General features: G+C 72.8%; 17 protein-coding genes. 4 read left to right on the top strand and 13 right to left on the bottom strand.

Features of this window, described 5'->3' with window-relative positions:
* The first annotated feature begins 20 nt into the window (after positions 1–20).
* Complete coding sequence (locus ABZ261_RS16700; protein ID WP_356859719.1) at positions 21–620, top strand: TetR/AcrR family transcriptional regulator; 600 nt, start codon at positions 21–23, stop codon at positions 618–620.
* Positions 621–669: 49 nt separating this feature from the next.
* Here ABZ261_RS16700 and ABZ261_RS16695 read toward each other — a convergent pair whose 3' ends face one another.
* The gene (locus ABZ261_RS16695; protein WP_356859717.1) at positions 670–1,221 is read right to left on the bottom strand and encodes a M23 family metallopeptidase; all 552 of its coding nucleotides are present in this window, start codon (positions 1,219–1,221) and stop codon (positions 670–672) included.
* Between the two features lie 449 nt (positions 1,222–1,670).
* On the opposite strand from ABZ261_RS16695, the gene ABZ261_RS16690 reads away from it, so the two are divergent.
* Both ABZ261_RS16690 and ABZ261_RS16685 read left to right on the top strand, forming a co-directional pair.
* Positions 1,671–2,372 (top strand): HAD family acid phosphatase, encoded by a 702-nt coding sequence (locus ABZ261_RS16690; RefSeq protein ID WP_356859715.1) that lies wholly within the window; start codon positions 1,671–1,673, stop codon positions 2,370–2,372.
* Positions 2,373–2,443: 71 nt separating this feature from the next.
* Entirely contained in the window at positions 2,444–5,491 is a 3,048-nt protein-coding gene (locus ABZ261_RS16685; RefSeq protein ID WP_356859779.1) for an NACHT domain-containing protein, read from the top strand.
* A gap of 66 nt (positions 5,492–5,557) precedes the next feature.
* Here ABZ261_RS16685 and ABZ261_RS16680 read toward each other — a convergent pair whose 3' ends face one another.
* A complete protein-coding gene (locus ABZ261_RS16680; RefSeq protein WP_356859713.1) occupies positions 5,558–8,080 on the bottom strand; it encodes an ATP-dependent Clp protease ATP-binding subunit in 2,523 nt (840 codons plus the stop codon).
* A gap of 429 nt (positions 8,081–8,509) precedes the next feature.
* On the opposite strand from ABZ261_RS16680, the gene ABZ261_RS16675 reads away from it, so the two are divergent.
* A complete protein-coding gene (locus tag ABZ261_RS16675) occupies positions 8,510–9,151 on the top strand; it encodes an SCO3374 family protein (RefSeq protein ID WP_356859711.1) in 642 nt (213 codons plus the stop codon).
* Here the strand turns inward: ABZ261_RS16675 and ABZ261_RS16670 are convergent.
* From ABZ261_RS16670 to ABZ261_RS16620, 11 genes are all read right to left on the bottom strand, one after another.
* Complete coding sequence (locus tag ABZ261_RS16670) at positions 9,130–9,465, bottom strand: Lsr2 family protein (protein WP_356859709.1); 336 nt, start codon at positions 9,463–9,465, stop codon at positions 9,130–9,132. The genes ABZ261_RS16675 and ABZ261_RS16670 overlap by 22 nt on opposite strands.
* 203 nt (positions 9,466–9,668) lie before the next feature.
* A complete protein-coding gene (locus tag ABZ261_RS16665; RefSeq protein ID WP_356859707.1) occupies positions 9,669–10,202 on the bottom strand; it encodes an amino-acid N-acetyltransferase in 534 nt (177 codons plus the stop codon).
* Between the two features lie 9 nt (positions 10,203–10,211).
* The gene (locus tag ABZ261_RS16660; RefSeq protein ID WP_356859705.1) at positions 10,212–10,676 is read right to left on the bottom strand and encodes a BlaI/MecI/CopY family transcriptional regulator; all 465 of its coding nucleotides are present in this window, start codon (positions 10,674–10,676) and stop codon (positions 10,212–10,214) included.
* 166 nt (positions 10,677–10,842) lie between these two features.
* Positions 10,843–11,022, bottom strand: coding sequence for a hypothetical protein (locus ABZ261_RS16655; RefSeq protein ID WP_356859703.1), 180 nt, complete (start codon positions 11,020–11,022; stop codon positions 10,843–10,845).
* An 84-nt stretch (positions 11,023–11,106) separates the two neighbouring features.
* Positions 11,107–11,763, bottom strand: coding sequence for a hypothetical protein (locus ABZ261_RS16650; RefSeq protein ID WP_356859777.1), 657 nt, complete (start codon positions 11,761–11,763; stop codon positions 11,107–11,109).
* A 169-nt stretch (positions 11,764–11,932) separates the two neighbouring features.
* Positions 11,933–12,730, bottom strand: coding sequence for a type III pantothenate kinase (locus ABZ261_RS16645; protein ID WP_356859701.1), 798 nt, complete (start codon positions 12,728–12,730; stop codon positions 11,933–11,935).
* 5 nt (positions 12,731–12,735) lie between these two features.
* Complete coding sequence (nadC, locus tag ABZ261_RS16640; protein WP_356859699.1) at positions 12,736–13,713, bottom strand: carboxylating nicotinate-nucleotide diphosphorylase; 978 nt, start codon at positions 13,711–13,713, stop codon at positions 12,736–12,738.
* Positions 13,714–13,718: 5 nt separating this feature from the next.
* Positions 13,719–15,440 carry an L-aspartate oxidase gene (locus ABZ261_RS16635; RefSeq protein ID WP_356859697.1) on the bottom strand — a complete coding sequence of 574 codons (1,722 nt, stop codon included), beginning with the start codon at positions 15,438–15,440 and terminating at the stop codon, positions 13,719–13,721.
* Complete coding sequence (gene panC, locus ABZ261_RS16630; protein ID WP_356859695.1) at positions 15,437–16,429, bottom strand: pantoate--beta-alanine ligase; 993 nt, start codon at positions 16,427–16,429, stop codon at positions 15,437–15,439. Before panC ends, ABZ261_RS16635 begins: the two co-directional genes overlap by 4 nt.
* The gene (locus tag ABZ261_RS16625) at positions 16,426–17,454 is read right to left on the bottom strand and encodes a DUF2520 domain-containing protein (RefSeq protein WP_356859693.1); all 1,029 of its coding nucleotides are present in this window, start codon (positions 17,452–17,454) and stop codon (positions 16,426–16,428) included. Before ABZ261_RS16625 ends, panC begins: the two co-directional genes overlap by 4 nt.
* A gap of 741 nt (positions 17,455–18,195) precedes the next feature.
* Positions 18,196–18,867 (bottom strand): response regulator transcription factor, encoded by a 672-nt coding sequence (locus ABZ261_RS16620; protein ID WP_356859691.1) that lies wholly within the window; start codon positions 18,865–18,867, stop codon positions 18,196–18,198.
* Between the last annotated feature and the right edge of the window lie 98 nt (positions 18,868–18,965).

The raw sequence follows: 18,965 nt of genomic DNA, 5'->3' as shown, positions 1-18,965 counted from the left end.
GGAGCGCGAGGAGTACGAGGATGGGCGTCACCATGGACGGCACCAAGCAGCAGCGCCGCGGCAACACCCGCCAGCGCATCCAGGACGTGGCGCTGGCCCTCTTCGCGGAGCAGGGGTACGAGAAGACCTCCCTGCGGGAGATCGCCGAGCGCCTCGACGTCACCAAGGCGGCTCTGTACTACCACTTCAAGACCAAGGAAGAGATCATCGTCAGCCTCTTCGAGGATCTGACGCAGCCGATCGAGGAACTGATCGAGTGGGGCCGGGGGCAGCCGCACACGCTGGAGACCAAGCAGGCGATCGTACGGCGGTACAGCGAGGCTCTGGCCGGTGCGGAACCCCTCTTCCGCTTCATGCAGGAGAACCAGGCGACGGTGCGGGAACTGCGCATCGGCGACACCTTCAAGGACCGGATGCGCGGCCTGCGGGACATCCTCATCGACCCCGAGGCGGAGCTGGTCGACCAGGTGCGTTCGGTCAGCGCGATGTTCACGCTGCACGCGGGGATGTTCGTGCTGCAGGACCTGGAAGGCGACTCCGAGAAGAAGCGCGAGGCCGTTCTCGAAGTCGCCCTGGACCTGGTCACGCAGGCGCACGAGCACGCCCGCCCGAAGGGGTAGGCCCGCCACCGAGCCGGACGACCGCGGTCCGGACGGCCGGGCCGGCGGGTCAGACCTTCACGCCCTTGGAGCGCAGGAACGCGACCGGGTCGATGGCGGAGCCGTAGTTCGGGGTCGTGCGGATCTCGAAGTGCAGGTGCGGCCCGGTGGAGTTGCCGGTGGAGCCGGACAGGGCTATGTGCTGGCCGGTGCGGACGACCTGGCCGATCTTGACGTCGATCCGGGACAGGTGCGCGTACTGCGAGTAGAGGCCGCTGCCGTGCTTGATGACGATGGCGTTGCCGTACGCCGGGCCGTCGCCGGCGCCGTTCGGGCCGGCCTTGACGACGGTGCCGCCGTGCGCGGCGACGACCTCGGTTCCGGTCGGCACGGCGAAGTCCTGGCCGCTGTGCTTGGCGACCCAGTGGCTGCCCGACTGGGCGAAGCCGGCCGACAGCGTGTACTTCTTCACCGGGTCGACCCAGGAAGCGGCGGGAGCGCCGGCGGCGCCGGCCACCCCGGTCCCCAGCACGGCCGTGGCGCCGACTCCGGCGGCCAGGACGGCCACGCGGGTGCGGAGCGAGGACGGACGGGACGAGCGGGACGTGAAGCGCTGGAACATCGAGACCTCGTGAACTCGGAAACAGGTCGGCCACCTGGCGCACTGACGTCCGAAGCGGCCATCCCTTGGTAACCGAGCACCCCATGAGCTCCCAAAACGCCCCAATACGGCACCGGGTAGTAGGTGACGGTGAAACCAACCACCTTCTTGACAGGTGCGGAGCCCGGCGGTCACCGCTCCTGACAGCGCCTTTTCGCTTCGCGCCACCCGGAGGGGAATGTCCCTTTTATCCATCTATATGATCCCACGATGCCTCTTAGTAGGCCCTTTACCGCCTGTGCTGCTTATCACCGGCCGCCCCGTCCGGCCGGCCGAGAAATGTGATGCAGGCCTCTAGGCGCCTACCGTCCGGTAACCCTACGGTTCCCCTCGCGCCACCCTCGCCTCAGATCATGCCCCTGACATTCAGACGCGCACGGACGCGCGTACGGACGTGAGAGGACCCCCCGATGACCAGACGCCCCTGGGCGCACCGCATCTCCGTGACCGCCGTCTCCGTGGCCGCCCTGGCCGCACTGGCCGTCCCGGCCCGGGCGGCGACCGCGGCCGGCCCCACCGCCTTACCTCCCGCCGCCGTCCACAGCCCCGGCGCCGCCCCGGCCGCTGCCGGCTCCGCCGCTTCCGCCGCCTCCGCCGCTTCCGCCGCTTCCGCCGCTTCGGTCGACTACGCCACCTGGCAGCAGGACTGCCGGGCGGTCATGGCCCAGGCCCGGCCGTACCTCGAGGCCCGCATCGCCGCCGCCCGGCCGGGCGAGAAGCAGGCCATCGTCCTCGACGTCGACAACACCGCGCTGGAGACCGACTTCGGCTTCAGCTACCCCCAGCCGGCCAACCGGCCCGTCCTGGACGTCGCCGCGTACGCCCAGGAGCACGGCGTCTCCCTCTTCTTCGTCACCGCCCGCCCGGGCATCCTCTCCTGGCCCACCGAGTACAACCTCGAACACGACGGCTACGACGTCACCGGCCTCTACGTCCGCGGGCTCTCGGACCTGTTCCAGGACGTCGCCGCCTACAAGACCGCCCAGCGCGCCGACATCGAGAAGCAGGGCTACACGATCATCGCGAACATCGGCAACAGCCCCACGGACCTGTCCGGCGGCCACGCCGAGAAGACCTTCAAACTTCCGGACTACGACGGGCAGTTGTCGTAACCCGAGGCTGCGCAGGGGGCGGCCGCGGCCGTATCCTTGCCGTGGCCGTACGACCACGGGGGGGGTGGCGGGTGGAGCCGGCGCTGCTGGGGAGCAAACTGGCGTCCGCCTCGATCGGCCCGCTGGTGCGGAAGCTGTTCGTCCAGGACGGGCCGGGCGCCGGACTGGTCGACCAGCCGGTACGGCTCTCGGCGCTCGTGTCCTTCCGGGGCGAGAAGCGGACGCTGACCGAGAAGGAGGTCCACCGGCTGGCCGAGCGGATCGTGGCGCGGGCTGTCCGGTCGCCGGGCGAACCCCCGTTCCCCGGCGACGAACAGACCGCGGTCGCCGATGTGCTCGCCCGGCGTCTGCTCGCCCTCGGCGACCTCGACATGGACGACGTGCAGGCCGTGCACCTCGGCGCCGCCGAACTGGCCCGACAGCTGCGCCACCGGTCCGGCTTCATGATCCACCACGGCCTGTCGGCCGACGCCCGCCACTTCCTGGACTCCGCCACCGAGTGGGCCTGCCTGCAGATCCTGGAGTTCTTCACCCAGCGCTCGACGTTCGTGGCCCGCACCCTGGTCGAACAGAGCCGCGCCCAGGCCGAGCTCATCGCGAAGGTCGACGAGCTGATCGGCCGCACCGCGCGCCCCGGCACCCGCGACACGGCCTTCGAACGCCGCTACCTGCCGTACGTCGCCCAGCACCACAACCACATCACCATCTACGGCATCGACCTGCGCGACTCCCCCGACCGCTGGCCGCTGGAGGTCGCCTACCTGAGCCTGGAGGCGACGGCGGCACCGGACCGGGCGGCGGACCTGGAACCCCACGAGCGCCCGTCCGCCGCCGTCGGGCGGCTGTCCGCCGAGGAGGCCCTGGCCGGCGACTCCCGCGTGCTGCTGCGCGGCGACGCCGGCTCCGGCAAGACGACGCTGGTGCAGTGGCTGGCGGTCACCGCGGCCCGCGACGGCCACCGCATCCCGTACGTCCTCCCGCTGCGCACCCTGGTCCGCACCGGCCCGCTCCCGGCCCCGGCCGGCTTCCTCCAGGCGGTGAGCTGCCCGCTGACTCCTCCGGAGGGGTGGAGCGAGCGCGTGCTGGCGGCGGGCCGCGCCCTGGTCCTGGTGGACGGCCTGGACGAGATCCCGGCCGCCGACCGCCACCGCACCCGTGACTGGCTGCGCGCCCTGCTCGCCGCCTACCCGGGCAACGCCTGGCTGCTGACCTCCCGCCCGACCGCCGTACGCCCCGACTGGCTCGCCCAGGAGGGCTTCCGGGAACTGACCCTAACCCCCATGCGCCGCCCGGAGATCGCCACGTTCGTCCACCGCTGGCACCGGGCGGCGCAGGCCCCGACGTACGCGGGGCCGCTCCTCGACGCCCTGCGCACCAAACGCGACCTGGCCCGCCTGGCCACCAACCCCCTGATGTGCGGCCTGATCTGCGCCCTGCACCGGGAGCGCCGGGGCTATCTGCCCACCGGCCGCAAGGAGCTGTACGACGCCGCTCTCACCATGCTGCTCGCGCGTCGGGACCGGGAGCGGGGCCTGCAGGCCGAGCTGGGCGAGGAAGTGCAGCTGGAACTGCTCCAGCGGCTGGCCTACGCGCTGGTGCTCAGCGGCCGCACGGAGATGGACCTCGGCACGGCCGAGGGGATCGTGGAGCGCTGTCTGCCCGCGGTCGCGTCGGCGCCGGGGGACGCGGCGACGGTGCTGCGGGACCTGCTGCTGCGCAGCGGCCTGCTCCGGCAGCCTGCCGAGGGCGTGGTCGACTTCGTCCACCGCACCTTCCAGGACTACCTGGGAGCCCGCTACGCCGTGGAGGAGGGCCACCTGGACGTCCTGACAGCCCACGCCGACGACACCCAGTGGGAGGACGTCATCCGCATGGCGGTGGCTCACGCCCGGCCGCGGGAACGGGCGACGGTGCTGCGGCGGCTGCTGTCCGGGGACTCCCCCCGGCGCGCCCTGCTCGCCCTGGCCTGCCTGGAGCACGCGGCGGCCCTGGAACCGGGCGTGCGGGCCGAGGTGGAGGCACGAGCCGCCGCGCTGATCCCCCCGCGTACGGTGGACGACGCCCGCGCCCTGGCCGAGGCCGGTCCGCTGGTGCTGGAACTGCTGCCGGGGCCCGAGGGGCTCACGGACGAGGAGGCGCGGGGCGTCACGGTCACCGCCTCGATCCTCGGGGCGGAGGAACCCGACGGGGCCCTGGCGGTGCTGCGGCGCTTCCGCGAGCACCCCGATCTGGGCGTGCGGCGGCAGCTCGTCGGGACGTGGGGCCGGTTTCCCGCCGGGGAGTACGCGACCGAGGTGCTGGACCACCTCGCCCGGGCGGAACTGATGATGATCTGCGAGTCGGAGGAGCAGCGCGCGGCTCTGGCCCGGATGCGGCCGTGGCCCAGCCTCACGATCCGGGGCGCACACCCGGTGGAGGACATCCTGGCCGCCGCGCCGGCGCCCGAGGTGGTGACGTCGCTGAGTCTCACGGGGAACCCCCGCCTCACCGATCTGGGCGCCCTGTCGCCGTTCAGCTCGCTGACCAAGCTGTGGGTCGACGACTGCCCCGCGGCACACGGCGTGGAGAGACTGCGCGCTCTGCCGCTCACGCTGTTCGGCTGCTCGGGTCTCGCCGATATGGCAGGGCTGCGCTTCCTGCGGTCGCTCACCGCGATCACGGTGAGCCAGGAACTGCCCGGCGACAGTCTCACCGACAGCCTGCCGGTCGACGCACCGCTGGAGTTCCTCTTCCTCGGCGCGCACAGCACCGACCGGACGGGCTTGCGAGGACTGCACGACCTGACGGGTCTGCACGTGCTGAGCCTCGGGCCGCTGACGCGACCGCCGACTGCCGGCGACTGGCGGGAGACCGCCCGGCTTCCGGGACTGACCGACCTCTACCTGAACGCGAGCATCCTCCGGGACTTCCCCGACTCGCTCGCGCGGATGCCGGAGCTGCCCGGTGTCGAGACCCTCCGTGTGCCCATGATGCTCGGCACCGAGGACCTCTCCGGCCTTGCCTCCCGGTTGCCGGGAGTGCGCACGGTGCTTCTGTCGAGCCGGCACGGGCACACCTTCCCGCTCTCCCGCTTCGCCGGCCTCTTCCCCGATGCGGACGTCACCCTGGACCGCCTCTGAGAACGCCGGAAGGGGCCGGTGCCCGAAGGCACCGGCCCCTGTCGCTCGGCGGATTGCGCCGGAGTCCTACTCCTTGGTCAGGTTGGGACCGGCCCCACCCGCGGCCTGCTCGATCGGCGGGACGTCCGGCAGAGCCGACTTCTCCTCACCCCGGAAGGTGAAGGTGGCGGCGTCGCCCTCGCCCTCGGTGTCCACGACCACGATGTGACCGGGGCGCAGCTCACCGAAGAGGATCTTCTCCGAGAGGGTGTCCTCGATCTCGCGCTGGATCGTGCGGCGCAGCGGCCGGGCGCCCAGCACCGGGTCGTAGCCCTTCTTGGACAGCAGCTCCTTGGCGGACTGGGAGAGCTCGATGCCCATGTCCCGGTCCTTCAGGCGCTCGTCCACCTTGCCGATCATCAGGTCGACGATCCGCAGGATGTCCTCCTGCGTCAGCTGCGGGAAGACGACCACGTCGTCGACGCGGTTGAGGAACTCGGGGCGGAAGTGCTGCTTCAGCTCGTCCGACACCTTGTTCTTCATGCGCTCGTAGTTGGTCTTCGTGTCGCCCGAGGCGGCGAAGCCCAGGTTGAAGCCCTTGGAGATGTCCCGGGTGCCGAGGTTGGTCGTCATGATGATGACCGTGTTCTTGAAGTCCACGACCCGGCCCTGGGAGTCGGTCAGGCGACCGTCCTCCAGGATCTGCAGCAGCGAGTTGAAGATGTCCGGGTGGGCCTTCTCGACCTCGTCGAAGAGGACGACGGAGAACGGCTTGCGGCGGACCTTCTCGGTCAGCTGGCCGCCCTCTTCGTAGCCCACGTAGCCGGGGGGCGAACCGAAGAGACGCGACACCGTGTGCTTCTCGCTGAACTCCGACATGTCGAGGGAGATCAGCGCGTCCTCGTCGCCGAAGAGGAACTCGGCGAGCGCCTTGGACAGCTCGGTCTTACCGACACCGGACGGGCCGGCGAAGATGAACGAACCACCCGGACGCTTCGGGTCCTTCAGGCCCGCGCGCGTACGGCGGATCGCCTTCGACAGCGCCTTCACGGCGTCGTTCTGGCCGATGACCCGCTTGTGCAGCTCCTCCTCCATGCGGAGCAGGCGGCTGGACTCCTCCTCGGTCAGCTTGAAGACCGGGATGCCGGTGGCCGTGGCGAGGACCTCGGCGATCAGCTCGCCGTCGACCTCGGCGACGACGTCCATGTCGCCGGCCTTCCACTCCTTCTCCCGCTTGGCCTTGGCGGCCAGGAGCTGCTTCTCCTTGTCGCGCAGGGAGGCGGCCTTCTCGAAGTCCTGCGAGTCGATCGCGGACTCCTTGTCCCGGCGGACGGCGGCGATCTTCTCGTCGAACTCGCGCAGGTCCGGCGGAGCGGTCATCCGGCGGATGCGCATCCGGGAGCCGGCCTCGTCGATCAGGTCGATCGCCTTGTCCGGCAGGAAGCGGTCCGAGATGTACCGGTCGGCCAGGGTGGCCGCCTGGACCAGGGCCTCGTCCGTGATGGAGACGCGGTGGTGCGCCTCGTACCGGTCGCGCAGGCCCTTGAGGATCTCGATCGTGTGCGGCAGGGACGGCTCGGCGACCTGGATGGGCTGGAAGCGGCGCTCCAGGGCGGCGTCCTTCTCCAGGTGCTTGCGGTACTCGTCCAGCGTGGTGGCGCCGATCGTCTGCAGCTCACCGCGGGCCAGCATCGGCTTCAGGATGGAGGCCGCGTCGATGGCGCCCTCGGCGGCGCCCGCACCGACCAGCGTGTGCAGCTCGTCGATGAACAGGATGATGTCGCCGCGGGTGCGGATCTCCTTGAGCACCTTCTTCAGGCGCTCCTCGAAGTCACCGCGGTAGCGGGAGCCGGCGACCAGGGCGCCGAGGTCGAGGGTGTAGAGGTGCTTGTCCTTGAGCGTCTCGGGCACCTCGCCCTTGACGATGGCCTGGGCGAGGCCCTCGACGACGGCGGTCTTGCCGACGCCGGGCTCACCGATCAGCACCGGGTTGTTCTTGGTACGGCGGGACAGCACCTGCATGACCCGCTCGATCTCCTTCTCGCGCCCGATGACCGGGTCGAGCTTGGACTCACGAGCGGCCTGGGTGAGGTTCCGGCCGAACTGGTCCAGGACGAGAGAGGTCGAGGGGGTGCCCTCGGCCGGGCCGCCCGCGGCGGCGGTCTCCTTGCCCTGGTAACCGGAGAGCAGCTGGATGACCTGCTGCCGCACCCGGTTGAGGTCTGCGCCCAGCTTGACCAGGACCTGGGCGGCGACGCCCTCGCCCTCACGGATCAGGCCGAGCAGGATGTGCTCCGTGCCGATGTAGTTGTGGCCCAGCTGAAGGGCCTCGCGGAGCGACAGCTCCAGGACCTTCTTGGCACGGGGGGTGAAGGGGATGTGCCCGGACGGGGCCTGCTGGCCCTGGCCGATGATCTCCTCCACCTGCTGGCGGACCGCCTCAAGCGAAATGCCGAGGCTCTCCAGGGCCTTAGCGGCGACACCTTCGCCCTCGTGGATGAGACCCAGGAGGATGTGCTCGGTGCCGATGTAGTTGTGGTTGAGCATCCGGGCTTCTTCCTGAGCCAGGACGACAACCCGCCGCGCGCGGTCGGTGAACCTCTCGAACATCGTTAATCGCTCCTCAGAGCGGTCAGGCAGTGGGGGGAACTTCCCCTCCCTGTCCTTCCGCAGCTTAGTCCCGCGAGCGGGGACCGCTCATTCCAACTGCCGACACCGTCGATGGCCTCCTGACCCCGAACGCCGACATCTGCTCCAACCCGATGGTGCGAGACGATGTTCCCGCAGGCCAGGCAGTTACCCCAGTCGCCAGTACGCCGATGGCGAACGTGAGACGGCCCGTCCTGCATGTCGCCCCCTCCCACTAGGCATGTCTTACCCGCGGGGACTGACACTCCATGCCGTGCGGGCCCGTTCCCTCCGCTATGGGCGAACAACCTCGCGCCTCCCCCGAGCCTCACGGGCCCCCGCCCCCGGCACTGTGCGCAGCTGGTGGGGCACCCAGCGTAACTCCGCGGCCGCTCCGGCGGTTGCACGGGCATGCGCGGCTCAGTTCCGACGACCTCCACGCTCCCCCTTCCCCGCCGGCCCCTCGGTCCGGATGCACCGGCGGCCGCTTGTCGCGCGGCCGGCCCCGAGGACCGGGCCCGGCTCTGGTACGAGAACGTCCTGGGCTGGCCGACAGTGCCCGGGCGGCCGCTCCGGCTGCGCGCCGGGGTGCTGTTCGACGTGCTGGACGTACCGGCCGAGGCGGGCGCGGGGGGACTGCGCCACCTGGCGCCGGGCTCTCCGGTGGCGCTCAGCGGCGACCGGATGCGGCTGCTGGTGGCCGCGGGCAGCGCGGAGGAGCTGCCGGGCCTGCTGGACTGGCTGGAGTGGGGCGCCGTGACGCTGGACCTGCGGATCCTGGGCGCGGGCGCCACGCTGGAGGCCCCGCCGCCGCCCGCGGGGGCGGCCGGGGAACCGGTGCAGGGGGCCGCCGTGTGGCTGCGGCCCCCTGGGCCGGGGTGCGTGGCCGATGCCGCGCTGCCGGCCATGCCGGCCGTGGGGCGCGAGGGGAGCGCCCCCGACCTGGTACGACTCGTGGACACGGTGGCAGCGCTGTGTCACCGGGCCCGGCTGCGGCGCGCGTGCGCCGGGCCGGCCGCCGGCCGGCGGGATCAGCCGTTGGCCTTCTCGTAGGCCTCGCGAATGGACGCGGGCACCCGGCCGCGGTCGTTGACCTCGTAACCGTTCTCCTTCGCCCACGCGCGGATCGCCGCGGTGTCCTGGTTGCCGCCGGACGCGGCACGCGCCTTTCCACGTCCGCCGGCGGCACGGCCACCGGTACGACGACCGCCCTTCACATAGGGCTCGAGAAGGCTGCGCAGCTTGTCCGCATTGGCAGTCGTGAGATCGATCTCGTACGTCTTGCCGTCCAGCGCGAACGTCACGGTCTCGTCCGCCTCGCCGCCGTCGAGGTCGTCGACAAGAAGGACCTGAACCTTCTGTGCCACCGCATTTCCTTTCATCGATAACGTTGAGGGCCAGGGGTGTGCGGCGTCCGCCGTTTCGCCGCCCCTGTTATATGCAGTACTGCAGTACGTCGGAAAGCAAACCGCTTTTGCCCGAAAAACACAAACCCCCGGGAGTCACCGAGCGGACCGGCCCCGCCCGGAAACGTACGCGTTTCGGACATAGGGCACCCTGTCAATGACGATCACAGATGCAGAAGCATCCGGCTGTTGCCCAAGGTGTTCGGTTTCACTCGTTCGAGGCCCAGGAACTCCGCGACGCCCTCGTCATAGGAACGCAACAGCTCGGCGTAGACATCGGTGTCCACCGGCGTCTCCCCGATCTCGACGAAGCCGTGCTTCCCGAAGAAGTCCACTTCGAAGGTCAGGCAGAAAACCCGGCGGACGCCGAGCCAGCGCGCGGTCTGGAGCAGCTTCTCCAGCACCTGGTGGCCGACGCCGGCCCCCTTGAGGCCGGGCTTCACCGCCAGGGTGCGGACTTCGGCGAGGTCCTCCCACATGACGTGCAGCGCACCGCAGCCGACCACCTCGGCGTTGTCGTCGCGTTCCGCGACCCAGAACTCCTGGATGTCCTCGTAAAGCGTGACTGTCGCTTTGTCGAGCAGGATGCCGTCGCGGACGTAGGCGTCGAGGAGGCGGCGCACGGCGGGGACATCGCTGGTCCGGGCCCGCCGGACGGTGATGGCTTTTGCGGAGACTTCGGGGCGCTCTGCTGACATGAGCGGACGCTATCGCCCGTCCGCGCCCTCCGCCGAGCCGGGGTTCTCCCCGTGCGGGGCTTCACGGGCTTCCTCTTGCCGCGGGCGGGCTTGTGCGGCTTCCCGGGTTTCTTCCGGCCCCTGGACGATGCGCACGGCGTCCCTGAGCGCCTGGCGCTGTTCGTCGCTCATCATCCCGAAGAACGCGACGAGAGCGGCGGCCGGGTTGTCGCTCTGCGACCAGGCGTCGTTCATCAGGGCGGCGGCGTAGGCGGCGCGTGTGGACACGGCCTCATATCGATAGGCCCGCCCTTCCGCCTCGCGGCGGACCCAGCCCTTCTGATGGAGATTGTCCAAAACGGTCATCACGGTGGTGTACGCGATGGAGCGTTCCCGCTGGAGGTCTTCCAGGACTTCTCGGACGGTCACCGGGCGGTTCCACTTCCACACCCGCGTCATGACCGCGTCTTCGAGTTCTCCCAGGGGCCTAGGCACACCTCAGAACCATAGTGCTCGTTCCCGACATCGGCGTGCCGAACAGGCGCTAGAGGCGCAAACACCCACAAAAGGTGCATACGACCCCGAAAGCGGGGCGCGCGCAGGCGCGCGGAGAGGCGTGCCGGAAGCCGTACGCCCCGGCGGTCCGGGGGCCGGTCAGCGGTCAGGCGTCGCCGCGGGCGGAGGGGGTGCGCGCACCTTCCGCCTGCGCGAGGGCCGCGTCGACGGCCGCGTCCTCCTTGGCCTTGGCGGCCCCGCCCTGGGTCTTCACGATCACCCTGACCACACCGATGAACAACGCGGCCATGACGACCGGGGGCACGAGCGCGGAGACATAGTCCATGCCTCCAGAGTAGCCACGGGGGACCGGGCGAAAGGGGCGGGGTGCGCGAACCACCCGCCCGGCGGAGCGGGGGCCGGCGCCAGGTCAGCCCGCGGCCAGCCGGCGGGACTCCGGCTTCTCGGGCCGCGCCGGCTTGCGGCGCGGGAAGACCTCGCCCGGCGTGGGGATGGGCCGCTTCGGGGCGGCCGGCGCCGGAGCGGGCCGCTCGGCGGGCGCCGGGGCGGATCCCGGCCGGGGCTTGCGCGCGGGCTCGGCGGGCGCCGCGGGCCGCTCCTCGCCCTGGCGGACCCCCGGCTCCCCCGCGCCGCCCGCAAGGGCCAGCAGGCGCGTCCGGGCGGGCGGCACCGCCGGCGCCGGCACCGTCCGCGCGCCCTGCGCGAACCGGGCCCGCACGTCCTGCTCGGCCAGCGCCCGGCAGCGGTCCAGCAGCGCGGCCGCCGCGGGGTTGCCGCGCAGCGCCCGGAGCGCGGCGAGATCGCCGGGCGTCGGCCGGTGCCCGGCCCCGAGCGCCTCCTCCAGCAGGGTCAGGTAGCCGGTGACGCTGCCCGGCAGCGCGGCCCGGTAGCGGCCCAGGTCGGCCAGCAGGAAGGCGCGCAGCTTGGCCCCCTCGCGCACCGCCTCGTCGAGGGACTCGGCGAGGCGGAAGCAGTCCTGCACGTCCTCGGCGGAGGCGTGGCCGGGGTGGAGGGCGAGGGCGAGGGCGCGGCGGAGCACACGCAGCTCCTCCGCGCCGAACACCATGCCGCCGCGGGATCCGTATGGCGTGGGCATGCGGCGACGCTAGCGCTAATCGGACAAAAGCGATCAATAACGGCGTTGCCGCTCCGCGTGTCGCTCCCGGTTTCCCTCGTCCGGGGTCACCCTTCCGGGTCGCGTCCGGGAGCGCAGCGCGCGTGCCGCGCCCCCCGGCTCACAGCCGTGACACGTTCCGCTCGTACACCAGCCGCAGCCCGATGAGCGTCAGCCACGGCTGGTGCTCGTCGATCACGGAGGACTCGCCGAGCACCATCGGCGCGAGCCCGCCCGTGGCGATCACCGTGACGTCGTCCGGGTCGTCGGCCAGCTCCCGCGCCATCCGGCTGACCACCCCGTCGACCTGGCCGGCGAAGCCGTACACGATGCCCGCCTGCATGGCCTCGACGGTGTTCTTGCCGATCACGTTCCGGGGCCGGGCCACCTCGATCTTCCGCAGCTGGGCGGCCTTCACACCGAGGGCCTCCACCGAGATCTCGATGCCCGGCGCGATCACCCCGCCGACGTACTCGCCCCGCGCGGAGACCGCGTCGAAGGTGGTCGCCGTGCCGAAGTCGACGACGATCGCCGGCCCGCCGTACAGCTCGTTCGCCGCGACCGCGTTGATGATGCGGTCGGCGCCGACCTCCTTGGGGTTGTCGAACTGGATCGGCACGCCGGTCTTCACGCCCGGCTCCACCAGGACGGCGGGCACGTCGCCGTAGTAGCGCCGGGTGACCTCGCGCAGTTCGTGGAGCACCGAGGGGACGGTCGCGCAGATGGCGATGCCGTCGATGCCGTCGCCCAGCTCCTCGCCGAGCAGCGGGTGCATGCCCATCAGGCCCTGCAGCAGCACCGCGAGCTCGTCCGCCGTGCGGCGCGCGTCCGTGGAGATGCGCCAGTGCTCGACGATGTCCTCGCCGTCGAACAGCCCGAGGACGGTGTGCGTGTTGCCGACGTCGATCGTGAGGAGCATGACCGTTACTCCGCCTCGCGCAGGTCCAGGCCGATGTCCAGGACCGGCGAGGAGTGGGTGAGCGCGCCGACGGCCAGGAAGTCCACACCGGTCTCGGCGTACGCGCGCGCGCCCGCGAGCGTCAGCCGCCCGGAGGCCTCCAGCAGCGCCCGGCCGCCGACGATGCCGACGGCCTCCTCGCACTCGCCCGGCGTGAAGTTGTCCAGCAGGATCAGGTCGGCGCCCGCGTCCACGGCCTCGCGCAGCTGGTGCAGGGTGTCGACCTCCACCTCGATCGGCACGTCCGGGAAGGCCTCCCGCACGGCCTGGAAGGCCTGCGCGACGCCGCCGGCGGCGACCACGTGGTTGTCCTTCACCAGGGCCGCGTCCGACAGCGACATGCGGTGGTTGACGCCCCCGCCGCAGCGGACGGCGAACTTCTCCAGGGAGCGCAGGCCCGGCGTCGTCTTCCGGGTGTCCCGCACGCGCGCCTTGGTGCCCTCCAGGGCGTCCGCCCACGCGCGCGTGGCGGTCGCGATCCCGGACAGCCGGCACAGGATGTTCAGCGCGCTGCGCTCGGCGGTGAGCAGGTCGCGCGTGCGCGTGGTGACCGACAGCAGCTTCTGCCCGGCCTCGACCCGGTCGCCGTCCTCCACGTGCCGCTCGACCTCGAACTCGTCCGTGCAGACCACGGAGAGCACGGCCTCGGCGACCCTCAGGCCGGCCACGACGCCCGCCTCGCGCGCGGTGAAGTCCGCGGTGGCCACCGCGTCCTCGGGGATGGTGGCGACGGTGGTCACGTCCACGCCGCCGTCCAGGTCCTCTTGGACGGCGAGGTTGGCGATGTCCTCGACCTCGACCGGGTCGAGCCCGGCGGCGGCCAGCAGCTCGGCGAGCGCGGGGTCCAGCCCGCACTCCGGATACTCCTCGTCGCCCTCCGCGCCGCAGGCGCAGCCGTCGCCGCAGCCGCCGGTCGGGGCGAGGGGAAGGTGCTCGGTGCTCACGTCTGTCACTGCTCCTGGGGGCGCTGGTCGGGCCGGGTCGGGGGGAAGTCTGCGGTGTCGGTGGTGCGTACGGCCAGCGCGTGGTCCGGGTCGAGCCGTACGACGATGTGGCGCCGCCAGCGGGTGTCGTCGCGGTCGGCGTGGTCCTCGCGCCAGTGGCAGCCGCGGGTCTCCTCGCGCAGCCGCGCGGCGGCGACCAGGACCCGGGCCACGCACAGGAGGTTCGTCGCCTCCCAGGTGTCCACGCCGGGCTCGGCGGTCTTGCCGTTCTGCTCCAGCGCCTCCCGGGCCTCGGCGTGCAGCCGCTGGAGCCGGTCCGCGGCCTTCTCCAGCGACTCCGCCGAGCGCAGCACACCGGCGCCCTCGGTCATGATCCGCTGGATGGCGAAGCGGGCCTCGGGGGTCAGCAGCGGGTGCGCGGGCCTTCCCGCGTCCGGCACGGGGGCGGGCACGCGCGCGTGGAGGCCGTCCACGGCGTGGGCGGCGGCGATGTCGGCGGCGATCCGCTCGGCGTACACGAGCCCTTCGAGGAGGGAGTTGGACGCGAGCCGGTTCGCGCCGTGCACGCCGGTGCACGCGACCTCGCCGCACGCGTACAGGCCGGGCACGGTGGTCCGGCCGTGGGCGTCGGTGCGCACGCCTCCGGAGGCGTAGTGGGCGGCCGGGGCGACCGGGACGGGCTCGGTGACCGGGTCGATGCCGTGGGCCCGGCAGGCGGCCAGGATCGTCGGGAAGCGGCGCTCCCACATGTCGGCGCCGAAGTGCCGGGCGTCGAGCCACATGTGCTCGGCGCCCTGCTCCTGCATCCGCCGCATGATGCCCTTGGCCACGATGTCCCGCGGCGCCAGCTCGGCCAGTTCGTGCCGTCCCAGCATGAAGCGCACGCCGTCGCCGTCGACCAGGTGGGCGCCCTCGCCGCGCACCGCCTCGGACACCAGCGGCTGCTGGCCCTCGGCGTCCGGGCCGAGGAACAGCACGGTCGGGTGGAACTGCACGAACTCCAGGTCGCTGACCTCCGCGCCCGCGCGCAGCGCCAGCGCGACGCCGTCACCGGTCGACACGGACGGGTTGGTGGTCGCGGAGAACACCTGGCCCATGCCGCCGGTCGCCAGGACCACCGCGGGGGCGTGCACCGCGCCGACGCCGTCGTGCTGCCCCTCCCCCATCACGTGCAGGGTGACCCCGGCCGTACGGCCCTCGGCGTCCGTCAGCAGGTCCAGCACCAGCGCGTTCTCGATCGTGCGCAGCCCGCGCGCGCGGACGGCCTCCACCAGCGCCCGGGAGATCTCCGCGCCGGTCGCGTCCCCGCCGGCGTGCGCGATCCGGCGGCGGTGGTGGCCGCCCTCGCGGGTGAGTTCCAGCTTGCCGTCGGAGGACTCGTCGAAGTGGGCGCCGGTGTCGATGAGCCGCCGTACCGCGTCGGGGCCCTCGGTGACGAGGATCCGCACGGCCTCCTCGTCGCACAGGCCCGCGCCCGCCACCAGGGTGTCCGCCAGGTGCTCCTCGGGTGTGTCGCCCTCGCCGAGGGCGGCGGCGATGCCGCCCTGCGCCCAGCGGGTGGAGCCGTCGTCCAGGCGGGCCTTGGTGACGACGACCGTCGTCAGGCCCGCGGCCTCGCAGCGCAGGGCCGCGGTCAGACCGGCCACCCCGGAGCCGACCACGACCACGTCCGCGGAGATGGCCCAGCCGGGGGCGGGCGCGTGCAGTCGTATGCCTGTGCTGGTCACGAGGCGGCTCCGAAGGTGAGGGGGAGGTTGTCGATCAGCCGGGTGGTGCCGACCCGGGCGGCGACGGCGAGAACGGCCTCGCCGGTGAAGTCGGCGCCGATCTCGGTGAAGTCGGCGGGGTCGACCAGCGCCAGGTAGTCCAGCTGGAGCGGCGGGTCGAAGCGGGCGGCCTCGTCCAGGACCTGGCGGGCGGCGGCGCGGACGGCCGCGGGGCCGCCGGGCGCGGCGGTGGCCACCGCGTGCGCGTCGGCGGCCGCGCGGGACTCCCCTATGGCGCTCAGCGCCTCGGCACGGGCGCGCGTGGAGGGCACCTCCCGGGCCCGCGCGCGCAGCGCCTCCTGCGCCGCGTGCCGGTCGCGGCCCGCGAACAGGGCACGGGACAGCGCGAGGGCGGTGCGGCGCTCGTCCGGCGAGAGGTAGCGGTTGCGGCTGGACAGGGCGAGCCCGTCCTCCTCGCGCACGGTCGGCACGGCGACGATCTCCACGCCGAAGTTCAGGTCCCGCACCATGCGCCGGATCAGGGCGAGCTGCTGGGCGTCCTTCTGCCCGAACAGGGCGACGTCGGGGCGGGTGAGGTGCAGCAGCTTGGCGACGACGGTGAGCATCCCGTCGAAGTGCCCGGGCCGCGAGGCGCCCTCCAGCCGCTCGCCCATGGGGCCCGCGGAGATGCGCACCTGGGGTTCGCCGCCCGGGTAGACCTCGTCCACGGAGGGCGCGAACACCGCGTCGGCGCCGGACTGCTCGGCCAGCTTCAGGTCGGCGTCCAGGGTGCGCGGATAGCGGTCCAGGTCCTCGCCCGCGCCGAACTGCAGCGGGTTGACGAAGACCGTGACGACGACCTCGCCGTCCGGGCCGGCGATCCGCCGTGCGGTGCGGATCAGGGTCGCGTGGCCCTCGTGCAGCGCGCCCATGGTCATCACGACGGCGCGGCGGCCGTGACGCACACGCGCGTGCAGCTCGTCGGCGGTGCTGAGCAGGGCGGTGGTCATCGGTCGTTCCCCTCGCTGCCGGTCGTGCCGTCGGTGCCGCTGTCGCCGTTCGGGCCCCTGTCGCCGTTCGGGCCGCCGTAGCCGTCGGGGCCGCTGTCGCCGTTTGGGCCGCCGGCGGGGTGGCCCGCGTCGGCGAGCACCCCGAGGAGGTCCTCGGCGAGCTCCGGCTTCAGCAGTCCGTGCGCGAGCGCCCGGTCGGCGGTCGCGCGGGCCATCGCCAGATAGCCGGCCACGGTCTGCGGAGAGTGCTTGCGCAACTCGGTGACGTGCGCGGCGACCGTGCCGGCGTCGCCGCGCGCGACCGGCCCGGTGAGGGCGGCGTCGCCCGAGCGCAGGGCGTTGTCCAGGGCGGCCCCGAGCAGCGGGCCGAGCATCCGGTCGGGCGCCGCCACGCCGGCCTGGCGCAGCAGCTCCATCGACTGGGCGACCAGGGTCACCAGGTGGTTGGCGCCGAGCGCGAGGGCCGCGTGGTACAGCGGGCGGTCCTGCTCGCTGATCCACTCCGGCTCGCCGCCCATCTCGATCACCAGCGCCTCGGCGGCGAGCCGCAGCTCCTCGGGCGCGGTGACGCCGAACGAGCAGCCGGCGAGGCGCTGCACGTCCACGGGGGTGCCGGTGAAGGTCATCGCCGGGTGCAGGGCCAGCGGCAGCGCGCCCGCGCGCAGGGCGGGGTCGAGCACCTTCGCGCCGTACCGGCCGGAGGTGTGCACGAGGAGCTGGCCGGGGCGGACGGCGCCGGTCCCGGCGAGGCCGGCCACGAGGCCGGGCAGGGCGTCGTCGGGCACCGTGAGCAGCACCAGGTCGGCGCGCGCGAGGACTTCGGCGGGCGACACCAGCGGGACGTCCGGGAGCATGGTCTCGGCGCGCCTGCGGGAGGCGTCGGAGACTCCGGAGACGGCCACCGGGCGGTGTCCGGCGAGCTGGAGGGACGCGGCCAGGACGGGGCCCACGCGACCGGCGCCGACGACGCCGACGGTGAGCCGCGCGGGGCGGTCCTTGAGGTCTGGCTGGTGGACTGTACTCACGCGACGGCGGCCTTCCCGTTCCAGTCCGCTCTGGGTACCGGACGATTTCTCGTCATGTTAACGCTATCGGGCGTGGCGGCGGCCGGCCGTCCACAGGCTGTGGGTTTCCCCACGTCTCCGGCGGACGGCGCCGCGGCAGGCCCCCGGGCGCCCGCGCCGGCCAAAACCCGGGCGCCCGCGCCGGGAGACCGGGGAGAACAGGACGCCGGTCCCGGGGGGAACCCGGACGCCGGTGCCGGGGAGAACCCGGGGCGCCTCCGGGAGAACCCGGGTGCCCGCGGCAGCGGGGGTGGGCATGATCCCGGCATGACGAAGACGGCTGAGCGGGACGACGGGCGGACGCTGCGCGAGCGGCGGGCGAACGCCTGCGGGACGGCCCGGCGCATCCTGGGGTGCGTGGGCTTCCGGGGCACGCGCCGCGACCGGCCGGCCTGGTCGGCGGAGACGGCACCGCAGGCCCGCGACCATGAGGAACCGGCGGACGTGTCACGGCGACGGGGTGGTCGCCGCGCCGGCCACCCGCTCGCCCAGAGCGGCGGCCGGGGTGCCCTGGGAGCGCGTGCCACCCCGGGACGCCGCACACCCACCAGTTCCGGGTCTGGCTGCCGTACCACCCCGGGGTCGGGGAGGAGGCCGCGGTGCGGCAGGCCGAGGAAACCTCGGTGCTGCTGTTTTCCGGCGCCCTCGGGCGGGGCGGCCCCGATCCGGCGTCCACGGAGGTGACGGTCGGCGGGGTCCGCGTCAGCCGTGGCCGCCCGCCCGCACCAGCCCCGTCTCGTACGCCAGCACGACCACCTGCACCCGGTCGCGCAGCCCGAGCTTGGTGAGGATGCGGCCGACATGGGTCTTCACCGTCGCCTCGCTCAGCACCAGCCGGGCGGCGATCTCGCCGTTGGACAGCCCCTGGGCGACCAGGACCATCACCTCGCGCTCCCGCTCGGTGAGCCGCTCCAGCTCCTTGTGCCGGGGCTCCTTCCCGGCGGAGGGCAGCATCGGCGCGAAGCGGTCCAGCAGCCGCCGGGTCGTGGAGGGCGCCACGACCGCGTCGCCGCTGTGCACGGCGCGGATGGCGGCCAGCAGATCACCGGGCGGCACGTCCTTGAGCAGGAAACCGGAGGCGCCCGCCTTCAGCCCGGAGAAGGCGTACTCGTCCAGGTCGAACGTGGTCAGGATGAGCACCTTCGGCGGGTCGGGCTCGGAGCAGATCCGCCGGGTGGCCTCGACGCCGTCCAGCTTCGGCATGCGGACGTCCATGAGGACGACGTCGACGGCGGTGGACCGCAGCGCCTGGAGCGCCTCCACGCCGTCGCCCGCCTCCGCGACGACCTCCATGTCCGGCTGGGCGGCGAGCACCATCCGGAACCCGGTGCGCAGCAGCACCTGGTCGTCGACGAGCATCACGCGGATCGTCATGGGGTCCTCTTCCGTGTTGGGGTGCCGCCTCCGCCGCTCGCGTGCCGTCTGCGGCGGCCGCCGGCAGGGTGGCGCGGGTGTCCGACAGGGGGTGCGGC

It is taken from the genome of Streptomyces sp. NPDC006193 (assembly GCF_040613915.1).
Taxonomy (GTDB): Bacteria; Actinomycetota; Actinomycetes; order Streptomycetales; family Streptomycetaceae; genus Streptomyces.
This window is presented reverse-complemented; position numbering and strand designations above follow the sequence as displayed.